This is a genomic window from Novosphingobium sp. (assembly GCF_041915465.1).
GTDB lineage: Bacteria > Pseudomonadota > Alphaproteobacteria > Sphingomonadales > Sphingomonadaceae > Novosphingobium.
On sequence record NZ_JAYSBK010000087.1, the window covers coordinates 1 to 13,390 of the forward strand.

Below are 13,390 nucleotides of genomic sequence, written 5' to 3' on the forward strand. Positions count from 1 at the left end.
CCGCAGGTGACGCCGGTAACCAGGCCCTTGGTACGTTCGAGCACGCCTTCCAGCACCTGCTGCGCGCCGCCCATTTCCCACAGGACGTTGATATTGATCGCGCCCTTGCCGCCGGCAATCTCGTAGGCGCGCTTGACCTGTTCCACCGCCCCGTCGATGGCATAGCGGATCAGTTGTTCGTGCCGCTCCTTGCGGGTCAGCTGGTCATAGACCTGACGGATGATCTTGCCTTCGGCGTCATAGCTGTCGGCATTGACCGCACTGACCGTGCCGATCCCGCCCGCAGCGGCCCAGGCGCCAGAGCTGGCGTGGTTCGAAACGGCGACGCCCTTGCCGCCTTCAACCAACGGCCAAACTTCGCGGCCGCCGTAAAGAATCGGCTTCAACCCCTTGAAAGTCATTACGTTCCTGTCTTTCCCTTGGCCGTGTTACACGGCTTGATCGCAGCTGGCTCCGGCCTCTCACCGGTTGCTTCAAACTGCGCATAGTACCCGTTGAGTTCCGGTTTACGGATAAATTCGACCAAGCGAAAGCCCACCGCCTGAAATTCACAGAAAAGCAGCGCAGGCGGGATACCATGCTGGTCGGTCGGGCGATCGATATCGACCACCACCACCTGCCCGCCCTTGCGCAGCGCCGGGCGCAGCCGCCAGAGGAAGGCATAGGGCTCGGTCACCTCGTGATACATGTGAACCATGAACACGCGGTCGAAACTGTTTGCCGGCAGGCGCGGGTCATCCGCAGCGCCCAACTTGATCGAGACATTGTCGAGCCGCTCGCGTTCCACGCGCTGACCAAGCTGCTGGATTGCCGCCGGGGCGATATCCTGGGCCAGCACGCGCCCCTTGGCCCCGACCCGTTCGGCCAGGCGGACGGTGTAATACCCCTCGCCCGCGCCGATGTCGGCAACGGTCGTCCCGGCGCGGATGTCCGCCAAGTCCATGACGACCTTGGCTTCGCCCATGTTGTCCCGCTGATCTTCGCCGACCGAGTCGCTGTTTTCGAGCCCCGAGACCGGACGATAGGGCCGCGGGAATGCCCGCGCCGTTTCGGGCCGGTCAAGGTCGTCAGCCTGCTTCGCGCAGCCGCTGGCCCCCAGCATCAGAGCAAGGCAAGCCAGCCGCGCGATCAATCGACGTCCTCCACGGCCACCTTTTCGCCCGTGACGCGCTGGGCCAGCGCGGCTGCCATGAACGGATCGAGCGCGCCATCAAGCACGTCGGATGGGGTCGGCGAAGTGACGCCGGTGCGCAGGTCCTTGACCATCTGGTAGGGCTGCAGAACGTAAGACCGGATCTGGTGGCCCCAGCCAATGTCGCTCTTGCTGGCGTGTTCGGCGCTAGCGGCTTCCTCGCGCTTCTGCATTTCGGCCTCGTAGAGGCGCGATTTCAGCATGCCCATCGCGATGTCGCGGTTCTTGTGCTGGCTGCGATCCTGCTGGCTTGCCACCACAATGCCCGAGGGCACGTGGGTGATGCGCACGGCGGAGTCGGTGGTGTTGACGTGCTGCCCGCCCGCGCCCGAGGCGCGGTATGTGTCGATCTTGAGGTCGGACGGATTGATGTCGATCTCGAAGCTGTCGTCGATCACCGGGAACACCCAGACCGACGAGAAGCTGGTGTGTCGGCGCGCCGAACTGTCATAGGGGCTGATCCGCACGAGCCGGTGCACACCGCTTTCGGTCTTGGCATAACCATAGGCGTTCTCGCCCTTGACCAGGATCGTGGCCGACTTGATCCCCGCGGTTTCGCCCGACTGGTATTCGATCACATCGACCTTGAAGCCCCGCTTTTCGGCCCAGCGGGTGTACATCCGCAGCAGCATTTCGGCCCAGTCCTGGCTTTCCGTGCCGCCCGCGCCTGCGTGGATTTCGATGTAGGTATCGTTGGCGTCGGCTTCCCCGCCAAGCAGGGCCTGGACCTTGTCGGCATCGGCCTTTTCCGCCAGCGCGGCAAGGCTGGCGATGCCTTCTTCAATCGTCGCTTCGTCGCCTTCCATTTCGCCGAGTTCGACATATTCGATCGCATCGGTCATCTGCTGCCCGATCGACTTCACCGTGTTCACGGCTGCTTCGAGCCGCCGCCGTTCGCGCATGACCGCTTCGGCTTCCTTGGGATTGTTCCACAGGTTAGGGTCCTCGACCCGGGCGTTAAGCTCGTCAAGGCGGCGCAGCGCGCGGTCCCAGTCAAGGAACTTGCGGATGAGCGCCAGTGCGGCCTCGATCCTGTCGATATGAGCCTGCCCTTCGGCTCGCATGATGTTCAACTCCAGACAAACGGTTTTCGCGGACGCCATCAATGCGGCGACCTGTCACGCGCCCCGCTTAGCGCAAGGCCTTCGATTGTAAAGCGCCGCCTAGTGCTTGTGCTTGGAATGGTTCTGGATCGAGCGCACGGTCTCAAGCGTAAGGCGCACGTGATCGCGATAGTCCCGATTGGAATAGACCAGGCGAATCCGCCCATCGGAGGAGATCACGTAGCTGGTGCGGTTGGTCAGCCCGTTAGGCTTGCCATCTGACCCGACGGCCGCGACATCATAGGCCTTGATGATCGCAGGCGTGGCAACGCCGACCGGGAACTTGTCGCGGCAATGTTCGGTCGAAAACTTCTGCTGGGTTTCAATCGTGTCGGCGGAAAGGCCAATCACGGTTGCTCCGGCGGCCGTGAAATCGCCCATCGCCTCGGCAAAAGCATTGGCCTCCAGCGTGCAGCCCTGGGTGAAGCTCTTGGGATAGAAGTAAAGCACCACTGGCCCCTTGCGGAGCGCCTGGCGCAGCTGAAACGCGAATGGCTTGCCCGCCAGCGCGCCTTCGGTGGAGAACAAGGGGGCCTTTGCGCCCCGCGGCAATTCGGCCGGGGCGCTGGCCGGGAGGGCAAATGCGGCGATAACCGTCGTGACGGAGAGAAGCAGTTTGTTCATGGCGCAATTTTGCGATCAATTCGCAAAAATGTCCAGCTACTGAACGATCACGCTTTGATCGGCCGCTATCGAGGGCGATGCCTGCGGTGAAGTCACGTCCGGCTGCCGTTCGCGTGCGGCCGCACCCTTGCGCGCCGCCGCGATCATCGCGTCACGCTGGGCGGCCATATCGCTCGACAATCCGCGCCGCGGCTCGGCATCGGCCTTGAACGCTTCCCAGATGATCGGCGACTTGGGATCGGTGCTGGGTGTGCCATCGAAGACGCGCTTGCCAGTCACCCGGTCGACCTTGACCATGTAGACATCAGGCGGCGCGACGAAGGGCCGGTGGCTCCAGCGCGCGCGGGTTTCGGTGACGAATTGCTTGAAGATCGGCGCTGCGAACGTGCCGCCCTGGGCATAGCCGCCAAGCGAACGCGGCTGATCGTAGCCAAGATAGACCACGCCAACGATATCTTGCGAACCGCCGGCGAACCAGACGTTGGTCGGCCCCGTCGTCGTCCCGGTCTTGCCGAACAGCGGAAGGCCGAGATCGCGCAGCACCACGGCAGTACCGCGCGTCACCACGCCCTCGAGCATGTGGACGACTTGATAGGCGGTGCGCGGATCCAGCACCTGCTTGCCGCGCGGAGCCAGTCGCGGCATCGGCTTGCCATCCCATTCGGCCATCAGGCATCCGTCGCAGCGCCGGTTGTCGGCGCGCCAGATGACCTTGCCGTTGCGATCCTGGACATAGTCGATCAGCGACTGGGGATATTGCACCCCGTTATTGGCGAGTGCCGAATAGGCGTTCGTCATCTGCGCCACGGTCGTTTCGCCAGCGCCCAGCGCATAGGACAGATAGGGCGGATACTTGCCAATCCCGACTTTGGAAATCTGGTTGACCACACGGTCCATGCCGGTGTCATTGGCGATGTGTACCGTCATCAGGTTGCGCGACTGTTCAAGCCCCCAGCGCATCGTGTGGGTGCCCCCTGCCCCGCGCATGTCGAAGTTGCGGAAGCATTTCTCGCCCAGCTTCGCGCCCTGGTAGACGCAGAACGGCCCGTCGACGACCTCGCTCGCCGGGGTCATCCCGTAATCGAGCGCGGTTGCGTAAACGAAGGGCTTGATCGTCGAACCCGGCTGGCGCTGCGCCTGGGTGGCGCGGTTAAAGCTGCCGAGCCCGGCATCGAACCCGCCCTGCATCGCATAGACGCGTCCGGTGTGCGGATCCTCGACCATCATCCCGCCGGATACTTCGGGGATCATTCGCACGGCCCAGCCATTGCCATTGGGGGCGGCTGCAATCACATCGCCCGCCTTCAACGCATCGGGAAGACCGCCAAGCGGCCCGGACTGACCATCGGTGAAGCCGATCGTTGCCTTTGCGCCGTCCCTCGAAATAACGATGCCGATGCGCCAATCCAGGTAATTGACCGACTTGTTGAGCGCAATGAGCTGGCTTTGCCACTTGTCCGGATCGACGTTGATATGTTCGGTCGGGCCATGCCAGGCCTTGCTGCCGCCGTAGCGCAGCAGGCCACTGCGCAGCGCATTCTGCGTTGCGATCTGGAGCTGGGGATCAAGCGAGGTGCGCACCCACAGCCCGCCGGCATAGATCGAATTCGGACCGGCATCGGCACTCTCGCCATAGCGGCTGATGAGGTCGCGGCGGACCTCCTCGACGAAATACCCGACCGAGGGATCGTAAGCCTCGATCCGGCGCGGGATCACGCCCAGCGGCTGAGCCTTGGCCTCTTGCGCCTGCTGCTGGTTGATGTGCCCGTTCTTGAGCATCTGGTCGAGCACCCAGTTGCGGCGGGTCAAGGCCTCATTCGCGTACTTCGCGCGGCCATACTTTTCGGGCGCCTTGGGCAGGATCGCCAGGAAGGCGCTCTCGGACAGCGAAAGGTCGGCGACGTCCTTGCCGAAATAGGCCCGCGCCGCGGCCTGGACGCCGAAACTCTGCCGGCCTAGCGGGATTTCGTTGAGGTAAAGCTCAAGAATTTGCGGCTTCGACAGCACCGTTTCGATCCGCCGCGCTACGATCATTTCCTTGAGCTTGCGGGTGATCGAGTATTCGTCGCCGATCAGGATGTTCTTCGCGACCTGCTGGGTAATGGTCGATCCCCCCCGCGCGCGCTCACCCGATCCGAATTTCAGCGTGTAGTCGATCACGGCACCGGCAAGGCCGGTAAAGTCGATCCCGCCGTGGGTCCAGAAAGTCTTGTCCTCGGCCGAGATGAAGGCGTTCTTCAGTTGCTCCGGGAAGTCGACGTAACGCAGCTGCACGCGCCGTTCGCGCGCATAGGAATAGACAATCTCGCCATTCACGCCGCGCACCATGGTCGGCAGCGGCGGTTGATAGGTCAGCAGGCTTTCGGCGGACGGCAGGTTGCGCGTAACCGTGGCCCACAGGATGATGTTGAAGGCGACCAGTGCGGCCAGCAAATAGCTGGCGCGGCGGAACCATTTGCTGGTTTGCCACTGCTCTCGCGCCCACATGCCGAGAGGATGATCGCGCAGTGTCGTCCACAGCCCAGTGAAGAAGCCGCGCGCCTCGCGGCGGATGCGCAGGTGAGTGGATTCTGGAGCGTCCGGATCAGCCATCGCGAGGGTCCCTAGCACGCCGTGGTGGCGCTTTGCCAGACGGTTCCTCCCAACTTCTCAGCCAGACGCGGTCGCGAGTGAATGGCGGGCAAAAAAGGCCCGGATCGCGGCGGCCAGAACGCCGGCAAAGGTCTGCTTGCCCGCGGGCGAGTTAAGCCGTTCGATATCGGCATCGTTGTTGATGTAGCCACTCTCGAACAACACCGACGGCAAATCGGGCGATTTGAGCACGGCAAAGGCGGCGGACTGGGGCGTCGTTTCCCGAAATGGCAGGCGTCCCTTGCCTTCACGCAGGATCAGGCTGCCGAATTCTTCGGATTTCGCCTGGGTTTCGCGCTGCGAAAGGTCCACTAGGATCGCGCTGACCGCATCGCTCTGATCCACGATGCGGATACCATTGACCACGTCGACCGAGTTTTCCCGCGCAGCAATCCGGTTGGCCGCTTCGTTCGAGCCCTTGGCCGAAAGGGTGTATACGGTCGCGCCGCTGGCGCCGTTCGCCGCTTCGGTACTGTCGGCGTGGATCGAAATGAACAGGTCCGCACCAAGGCGCCGGGCGATCGAAGAGCGGTCTGGCAGCAAGATATAACGATCATCGCTGCGGGTCAGCGCCACGCGCACCCCACCACCGCGCAGCAATTCGTCGCGCAGGGCCAGGGCCAGCGCGAGCGTCAGGTCTTTTTCCTTGAGCCGGCCGGTGCCGGCCCCCGGGTCCTTGCCGCCGTGACCCGCGTCGATCACCACCAGGGGGCGGCTGGCGTCCATCGGTCCCTCGATCTTGGGCAGACCGATCTGGCTGCCCTCATCGGGAAGGTCGACGGTTACGACATAGTCATAGCCCCGCCCCGGCGCGCCGAAAATGCGGTCCGCCGCGACCATTGCCGCAAATACCCCCAATGGCATGAGGAAAATCGCAAGGATCAGGATGATACGGCGCATGGTTAAGGTGACTAGAATCTCATGGCCCGCCGCGCAATCACTCAAACTGGACCTGCAAGCAACTTGCCGCGGCTGCGAAGCGATGCTAGTCGTTCGCAATCCCGGAGCAGATCCGCTCCGATCCTTGCGCTCAACCCACCCTTTCCAAGCAGTGGCAGCGCAGTTTCCGGATCGGATCGTCAGCGCCGGAGGGAGAACCCGGGCCAGCGCCCGGGCTTAATCAGGTTGATGCCGGAAATGAAAAGCCTTTCGCCGTACTGCCAAGCGCCAGCCCAAGGGGCCATGGCGTTGCAGGTGGTCGGTCAGGCGCGCACGACTTCGCCGCGCCACTTCATTCCTGCAGACACGCACCACGCCGCCGGTTCGATCCTTCGCCCCGGCTTCACATATGCTGCCATGCGCCGCGACGGGTCTGCCCGCGTGCCGCGTGGCCGTTTCGCACACAGACGCGCCCGCTTCCTGGCTGCCCTTGATGGGTTTGGCCGGCCTCGGCGCGCACGGAGAATTTTGAATGAACATGCGCATGCTAATCGATGCGCGCCACCCGGAAGAAACAAGGGTGGCGGTGCTCAAGGGCAATCGGATTGAAGAATTCGACTTTGAATCTGCCGAACACAAGCAGATCAAGGGCAACATCTACCTCGCCAAGGTAACCCGCGTCGAACCGTCGCTGCAGGCGGCGTTCGTCGATTTCGGCGGCAATCGCCACGGGTTCCTGGCTTTCAGCGAAATCCATCCGGATTACTACCAGATCCCGAAGGAAGACCGCGAGGCGCTGCTTGCCGAAGAGGCCGCCCACGCCGAGGAAGAGGCCGCGCTCCGCGCCATTGCCGAGGGTGAGGAAGACTTCGTTGGTGACGACGAACTGGGCGAAACGCTGGCCGACGAACTTGCCGGAACTTCGCACGAACACCATCACGACGACGATTTCGGTGGCGTGACCGAGGTTGATACTTCGGAAAAAGACGAAGTTGCCACGATCGAGGACGGCCACGTCGACAACGGCTTTGGCGACGGCGAAGGCGACGAATCCGAAGCGGAAGCTGCGGAAGGCGGCGAAGGCCGCCCACGTCGCGGTCGTCGCCGCCAGGGCCGTGATCGCGGCCAGGCCAGCAAGATGTCTGGCCAGGCGGACGAACTGCGCGCCAAGCGCATGGCGCTGCGCCGCCGTTACAAGATCCAGGACGTGATCCAGCGCCGCCAGGTGCTATTGGTCCAGGTCGTCAAGGAAGAGCGCGGCAACAAGGGCGCAGCGCTCACCACCTACCTCAGCCTCGCGGGCCGGTACTGCGTCCTGATGCCCAATTCGAGCCATGGCGGCGGCATCAGCCGCAAGATCAACTCGGCGGCCGACCGCAAGCGGCTGAAGACGATCATCGCCGAGATGGACCTGCCCAAGTCGATGGGCTGCATCGTCCGCACCGCCGGGCTGCAGCGCACCAAGACCGAGATCAAGCGCGACTTCGACTATCTCGCCCGCCTGTGGGACGAAATCCGCGAAACCACGCTGGGCAGCACAGCTCCGGCGCTGATCCATTCGGACAGCGACCTGATCAAGCGCGCGATCCGCGACATCTACAACCGCGACATCAGCGAAGTGGTGGTCGAAGGCGAAGCGGGCTACCGTGCCGCGCGCGACTTCATGAAGCTGCTGATGCCGAGCCACGCCAAACGGGTGAAGGCCTATTCGGACCCGGTGCCGCTGTTCCAGCGCTATGGCGCGGAAGACCAGCTGACCGCGATGTACGATCCGGTCGTCCAGCTGAAGAGCGGCGGCTACATCGTCATCAACCCGACCGAAGCGCTGGTCTCGATCGACATCAACTCGGGCCGTTCCACCAAGGAGCATGGCATCGAGGCGACGGCGCTCAACACCAATCTTGAAGCCGCGCGCGAAATCGCCCGCCAGCTGCGCCTGCGCGACATGGCCGGCCTGGTGGTGATCGACTTTATCGACATGGAGTACAACTCCAACGTCCGTAAGGTCGAAAAGGCGATGAAGGAGGCGCTCAAGAACGACCGCGCCCGCATCCAGGTTGGACGCATTTCCAGCTTCGGCCTGATGGAAATGAGCCGTCAGCGCCTGCGCACCGGCGTGCTTGAAGCCACGACTCGCGGCTGCCCGCACTGCGATGGCACCGGCCTTGTCCGCACCGCATCGAGCGCGGGCCTTTCGGCGCTGCGCCTGATCGAGGACGAAGCTGCCAAGGGCAAGGGCACGATCATCTCGCTCTTCGCCAGCACCGAAGCGGCGGTTTACCTGCTCAATGCCAAGCGTACCGATCTCGGCGAGATCGAGGACCGCTATGGCGTGCGCGTCGAAGTCCTGCCCGAGGGTGAAAACGAAGGCGCCAAGATGCGCGTCATCTCGTCCGGCCCGCGCCCCGAATTCGTGCCGCGCTTTGAACCGATCGCGATCGAGGACGAACTCGACGATATCCCGGACGAGGATGACGAAGACGAAATCGAAGCCGAAGACGATCGCGGCGAGCGCGACGGCGAAGGCCGCGATGGCGAAGGTCGCGGAAAGCGTCGCCGCAAGCGCCGCCGCCGTGGTGGCCGTGATCGCGCCGAGGGCGAGGAAGGTCAGTCCGAGGAGCGCGAAGACGCTGACGAGGGTGAAGGTTCCGACGACGGCGAAGGCGAAGGCGAAGCTGAAACCGACAACGGCGACAATGACGAAACGCCGCGCAAGCGTCGCCGCCGTGGTCGTCGTCGGCGTGGTGGCCGTGGTCGCGGCGATGGCGAAGGCGGCGATGGCGAAGGCGGCGAAAACGGCGAAGCCAGCGAAGGCGAAGCCGATGAAGCCGCTGGCGAGACTGCCGAGGAAGCTCCGGTCGAAGCCGAAACTGCTGCGGAAGCTCCGGTGGAGGAAGCTCCCGCCAAGCCCAAGCGCACGCGCAAGAAGAAGGCCGACACCGCCGAGGCTGCTGCAGCTGAAGTTGTGGCCGAACCTGTGGCCGAGGCCGTAGCCGAAGAAGCACCGGCCAAGCCCAAGCGCACCCGCAAAAAGAAGGCCGAGGTCGAAGCCGAAGCCGCCGCCGAGCCGGCTGCGGAAGTGGTTGCCGAGGAAGCTCCGGCAAAGCCCAAGCGGACGCGCAAGAAGAAGGTCGAGGCCCCTGTGGAAGCCGAAGCACCGGCTGAAGCTGCACCGGAAGCGGCGAGCGAAGCCGCTGCCCCCGAAGCACCGGCCGAAGTTGCTGCCGAACCCGAAGACACCGGCCAGCCGCGGCGCGGTTGGTGGCAGCGTACCTTCGGCGAATAACCGAATAACCGGGCGGCAGCTTAGACCCGCTGCCGCCCGCGTTTCCGCGCCGCTGGCGCGTGGTTACAAGGTCGGCGGCGCCACCGGTCGCTACATGGATTACGTCGCCGCGCACGATAACCCGAAGCTGCTGGCGATGTGCGCGGCCGTCTCCAATGCCATGCACAAGAATCGCACCGAAGCCTGCGGGTGGTATCCGCGTGGCGACAACCGCACCGCCCTGCGATCCATGAACGTGGCACGCTATTGCAGCTAAGAGTGTTTTGTGCTGGCTGATGTTTTCAGCCACAATCAGGTCGATGAGCGAACACTTGCCTCCGTCCCCGGTCCACCATCGTCCCGGCGGCGGCTTCCGCAACCCTCCCGGCAGCCCATCGCGGCGGGCAACTGTCTTCGACTTTCTCAAGTTCCTGCTGGTCGACATGCGCCGGGTAAAACCGCCAGCGGCACCTGAATGGCTCGCCGCAGCTATTGCGCCCGACCTGGCAGCTCTGCCCGAGAACCACCTTGCCTGGCTTGGCCATGCCAGTTTTGCGCTGCGCATCGGCGGCAAGCTGGTGCTGACCGATCCCTACCTCACGGCTACGGCGGGACCGTTCGGATTTGGCCCCAAGCGCTTCCTGCCGGCCGCCGTCGCGCCGCAGGACTTGCCGCGGCTCGATTGCATCGTGATCAGCCACAACCATTACGACCATGTCGATACGGCCGCGCTCAGGGCCTATCGCTGGCGCGCCGAAACGCCGGTTGTGTGCCCGCTTGGCGTTGGCAAATTGATGCGGCGCCTGGGTTTTGCCGAGGTAATCGAGCTGGACTGGTGGGATGCATGGTCGCTGGGCGATATGACCCTCACCGCCCTTCCGGCCGTGCATTTCTCGGGCCGCGGACCATTCGATCGCAACCAGACACTGTGGATGAGCGTCGCCATAACCTCACCCACGCGCAGGGTCTGGTTCGGAGGGGATACCGGATATGGCGCGATATTCCACGAGATTGGCGAGCGCGCTGGCCCGTTCGATCTGGCACTGATCGGGATCGGCGCCTACGAGCCGCGCGTGATCATGGAGGTAAGCCACGCCAACCCCGAAGAGGCGATTGCCATCGCGCGTGACATCTGCGCGCGCGTCGCCGTGGGGATGCATTGGGGCAGCATCATGCTCACCCCGGAAGATCCGTTCGAAGCGCCCGAGCGCTTTCGCAAGGCCGCCCTTGAACAGCAATTCGGCGAGGCGAATGCCTGGATCATGCAAGTCGGCGAAGTCCGCGATTTCTAACAATTGGTAGGCTTATGGCTTGCAAGGCGGCTCGACTGGGGCCAAACGGTACCAATCAAAAAAAATTGAGAGAGGGTACCCATGAAGGACTTAGCGGGCCAACTGGCGTTCATCACCGGCGGCGCCTCGGGCGCAGGCTTTGGGCAGGCGCAGGTCTTCGGCCGCTTGGGCTGCCGCATCGTGATCGCCGACATCCGCGCCGAAGCCGTTGAAGAGGCCGCCGCCGCGCTCAAGGCCGAAGGGATCGAGGTCCACGGCATCCAGCTCGATATCACCGACCGCGCGGCCTATGCCGCCGCCGCCGATGAGGTCGAACAGGTCTTCGGCCAAGCGCCGACCCTGTTGTTCAACACTGCCGGCGTGAACAATTTCGGCCCGATCGAGAGCACCACCTATGGCGATTTTGACTGGCTGATCGGCGTTAACCTCGGCGGCGTGGTCAACGGCATGGTGACCTTCGTGCCGCGCATGATCGCCAGCGGCAAACCGTGCCACATCACCACGGTGGCCTCGCTCGGCGGGTTCACCGGTTCGGCCCTGGCCGGTCCATACTCGGCGGCCAAGGCGGCAGTGATCAACCTGATGGAGGGTTATCGCCAGGGCCTGGACAAATATGGCATCGGCGTCTCGGTGGTCTGCCCCGCAAACATCAAATCGAACATCGCCCGCGCCACCCTCACCCGGAGCGCCGCCTATGGCGAAAGCGGCTATGTCGAAGGCGAGGAAGCCATCGCCTCGCTCGATTCGATCTACCAGCACGGCATGGAGCCGACCGAGCTTGCCGAAAACATCAGGCGCGGGATCGAGGATAACGCGCTCTACATCATCCCTTATCCAGAAACGAAAGACATGCTTGCCGCGCACTTCGCGGCGATCCTGGATTCGATCCCCGGCATCGAAACCGATCCGGAAGGCGCGAAAAAGCGCACCGAGGCGCTAATGGAATGGGCCCAGGGCGGAGCGCAGGTGTTCGTGAAGGGCAAAGCCTGAGCCGGGGATTGAAAGCGGGCCTTACCCCGCCTTCACCGCCCAGCCTTCACTGCCTCGCCCCATTCCATCCAGCCTGCAAAGCGCGGGGTCTTGGGTGCATAGCGCTCCCCGGCCTCGTGCGTTTCAAATCCGCCCGCCGCGATCGCGCTGGTCACGGGGCGGGTCAGGTGACAGCCGCCCGCCAGCTTCTTCCACAGCGGTTCGATCCGGTTCTGCCATTTCTGGACGTCGGCATCCGGCGCCCGTCCATGCTCGGCATAGAGCAGCCGTCCGCCGGGCTTGAGAATTCTGCGCAGCTCTTTGAGGGTTTGCGCCTGGCTGCTGACCGAGCACAGCGTGAAAGTGCAGACCACGCAATCGAAGCTTTCGTCGGCAAAGGGGATTTCCTCGCCAAAGCCCTGGCGAATGTCGGCCTGCCATCCCTTCCTTGCCGCTTCGCCGCGGGCATATTCCAGCCCCTTGCCCGAAGGGTCGAGCCCGGCATAGCTGGTGATCTTCGCGGGATCGTAGAACTGCTGGTTGATCCCGCCGCCGCAGCCGATTTCAAACACCGAACCCGATGCCAGGGGGACCACCTTTTCCCGCAAATGCATGATTGCCGGACTCGAGCACGCGCATTTGATGAAGCGCGGGACAATATGCTCGTCGTACCAATTTGCGAATCCCATCAGGCCCTCTTCCCGTATCGTTTTTTCTTGCCCATGATGGCACAAATAGTTGCCGAGGGAAGCCGGAATGAAGGTCTATCGCACACCGGAAGAGCGCTTTGCCGCCCTGCCCGATTTCCCGTTTGCTTCGAACTACCTGGCGATTGGTGGCGGACTGCGGGTCCACTATCTTGATGAAGGGCCCCGCGGCGGGCCGGTCGTGCTGCTGCTCCATGGCGAGCCCACCTGGTGCTATCTCTGGCGTCATATGATCCCGCCGCTGGTGGCCGCCGGCTATCGCGTCCTCGCGCCCGATCTCGTCGGTTTCGGCAAATCGGACAAGCCGCTTGAGCCCACGTCCTATTCCTATGCCGGGCAGGTGGCGTGGATGCGCCAATGGATCGAGGCGCTGGATCTGCGCGGCATCACGCTGGGCTGCCAGGATTGGGGATCGCTGATCGGACTAAGGTTGGCGGCCGAGATGCCGGAGCGGTTCCACGGCGTCGCACTGTCCAATGGCGGCCTGCCCGAAGGTGGCGTGCCACCGCGGGCCTTTGCCATCTGGCGCGCCTTTTCGCGCTACAGTCCGGTTTTTCCAATTGGCCGGATCGTCAAGGCCGGGACCAAGCGCGCGCTCTCCGCGGCGGAGATCGCAGCCTATGATGCCCCCTTCCCTACCCGCGCCAGCAAGGTGGCAGCGCGGGTTTACCCCTCGTTCGTACCTTTCGAAGGCAACGTGGCGGTCCCCGATCAGCGCAAGGCCTGGG

11 protein-coding genes and 1 pseudogene are annotated in these 13,390 nt (G+C 63.7%); 5 read left to right on the top strand and 7 right to left on the bottom strand.

What is annotated here, in order from left to right; all coding sequences use genetic code 11:
* The 6 genes and pseudogenes from ACE3SN_RS13180 to ACE3SN_RS13205 form a co-directional block, all read right to left on the bottom strand.
* Positions 1-401, bottom strand: a pseudogene (locus tag ACE3SN_RS13180) (nitronate monooxygenase); the annotation flags it as partial.
* A complete protein-coding gene (locus ACE3SN_RS13185) occupies positions 401-1,102 on the bottom strand; it encodes a class I SAM-dependent methyltransferase (RefSeq protein WP_374530722.1) in 702 nt (233 codons plus the stop codon). The gene ACE3SN_RS13185 and the pseudogene ACE3SN_RS13180, both read right to left, overlap by 1 nt.
* A 26-nt stretch (positions 1,103-1,128) precedes the next feature.
* A complete protein-coding gene (prfB, locus tag ACE3SN_RS13190) occupies positions 1,129-2,256 on the bottom strand; it encodes a peptide chain release factor 2 (protein WP_374530724.1) in 1,128 nt (375 codons plus the stop codon).
* 99 nt (positions 2,257-2,355) lie between these two features.
* Complete coding sequence (locus tag ACE3SN_RS13195) at positions 2,356-2,919, bottom strand: peroxiredoxin (RefSeq protein ID WP_374530725.1); 564 nt, start codon at positions 2,917-2,919, stop codon at positions 2,356-2,358.
* A 36-nt stretch (positions 2,920-2,955) separates the two neighbouring features.
* Positions 2,956-5,511 carry a penicillin-binding protein 1A gene (locus ACE3SN_RS13200; protein ID WP_374530727.1) on the bottom strand — a complete coding sequence of 852 codons (2,556 nt, stop codon included), beginning with the start codon at positions 5,509-5,511 and terminating at the stop codon, positions 2,956-2,958.
* A gap of 57 nt (positions 5,512-5,568) precedes the next feature.
* Positions 5,569-6,450 (bottom strand): N-acetylmuramoyl-L-alanine amidase, encoded by an 882-nt coding sequence (locus tag ACE3SN_RS13205; RefSeq protein WP_374530729.1) that lies wholly within the window; start codon positions 6,448-6,450, stop codon positions 5,569-5,571.
* A 511-nt stretch (positions 6,451-6,961) separates the two neighbouring features.
* Between ACE3SN_RS13205 and ACE3SN_RS13210 the strand changes: the two genes are divergently transcribed.
* The 4 genes from ACE3SN_RS13210 to ACE3SN_RS13225 all read left to right on the top strand — a co-directional run bounded on the left by ACE3SN_RS13210 (position 6,962) and on the right by ACE3SN_RS13225 (position 11,976).
* A complete protein-coding gene (locus tag ACE3SN_RS13210) occupies positions 6,962-9,715 on the top strand; it encodes a ribonuclease E/G (protein WP_374530731.1) in 2,754 nt (917 codons plus the stop codon).
* A gap of 94 nt (positions 9,716-9,809) precedes the next feature.
* Positions 9,810-9,971 carry a hypothetical protein gene (locus ACE3SN_RS13215; protein WP_374530733.1) on the top strand — a complete coding sequence of 54 codons (162 nt, stop codon included), beginning with the start codon at positions 9,810-9,812 and terminating at the stop codon, positions 9,969-9,971.
* 43 nt (positions 9,972-10,014) lie between these two features.
* Positions 10,015-10,986, top strand: a complete 972-nt coding sequence (locus ACE3SN_RS13220) for an MBL fold metallo-hydrolase (RefSeq protein WP_374530735.1) — start codon at positions 10,015-10,017, stop codon at positions 10,984-10,986.
* 81 nt (positions 10,987-11,067) lie between these two features.
* On the top strand, positions 11,068-11,976 hold the full coding sequence (locus ACE3SN_RS13225) for an SDR family NAD(P)-dependent oxidoreductase (RefSeq protein WP_374530737.1): 909 nt from the start codon (positions 11,068-11,070) through the stop codon (positions 11,974-11,976).
* Between the two features lie 32 nt (positions 11,977-12,008).
* On the opposite strand, the gene ACE3SN_RS13230 is transcribed toward ACE3SN_RS13225, so the two are convergent.
* Positions 12,009-12,644, bottom strand: a complete 636-nt coding sequence (locus tag ACE3SN_RS13230) for a class I SAM-dependent methyltransferase (protein WP_374530739.1) — start codon at positions 12,642-12,644, stop codon at positions 12,009-12,011.
* A gap of 67 nt (positions 12,645-12,711) precedes the next feature.
* On the opposite strand from ACE3SN_RS13230, the gene ACE3SN_RS13235 reads away from it, so the two are divergent.
* A partial coding sequence (locus tag ACE3SN_RS13235; RefSeq protein WP_374530741.1) for a haloalkane dehalogenase occupies positions 12,712-13,390 on the top strand: 679 nt, incomplete at its 3' end.

Excerpts from the sequence above, each read along its gene's own strand:
- ACE3SN_RS13225 (WP_374530737.1), top strand. The coding sequence starts at position 11,068 with ATGAAGGACTTAGCGGGCCAACTGGCGTTCATCACCGGCGGCGCCTCG.
- ACE3SN_RS13195 (WP_374530725.1), bottom strand. The coding sequence starts at position 2,919 with ATGAACAAACTGCTTCTCTCCGTCACGACGGTTATCGCCGCATTTGCC.
- ACE3SN_RS13215 (WP_374530733.1), top strand. The coding sequence starts at position 9,810 with ATGGATTACGTCGCCGCGCACGATAACCCGAAGCTGCTGGCGATGTGC.
- ACE3SN_RS13205 (WP_374530729.1), bottom strand. The coding sequence starts at position 6,450 with ATGCGCCGTATCATCCTGATCCTTGCGATTTTCCTCATGCCATTGGGG.
- ACE3SN_RS13185 (WP_374530722.1), bottom strand. The coding sequence starts at position 1,102 with ATGCTGGGGGCCAGCGGCTGCGCGAAGCAGGCTGACGACCTTGACCGG.
- ACE3SN_RS13230 (WP_374530739.1), bottom strand. The coding sequence starts at position 12,644 with ATGGGATTCGCAAATTGGTACGACGAGCATATTGTCCCGCGCTTCATC.
- ACE3SN_RS13210 (WP_374530731.1), top strand. The coding sequence starts at position 6,962 with ATGAACATGCGCATGCTAATCGATGCGCGCCACCCGGAAGAAACAAGG.
- ACE3SN_RS13220 (WP_374530735.1), top strand. The coding sequence starts at position 10,015 with ATGAGCGAACACTTGCCTCCGTCCCCGGTCCACCATCGTCCCGGCGGC.
- prfB (WP_374530724.1), bottom strand. The coding sequence starts at position 2,256 with ATGCGAGCCGAAGGGCAGGCTCATATCGACAGGATCGAGGCCGCACTG.
- ACE3SN_RS13200 (WP_374530727.1), bottom strand. The coding sequence starts at position 5,511 with ATGGCTGATCCGGACGCTCCAGAATCCACTCACCTGCGCATCCGCCGC.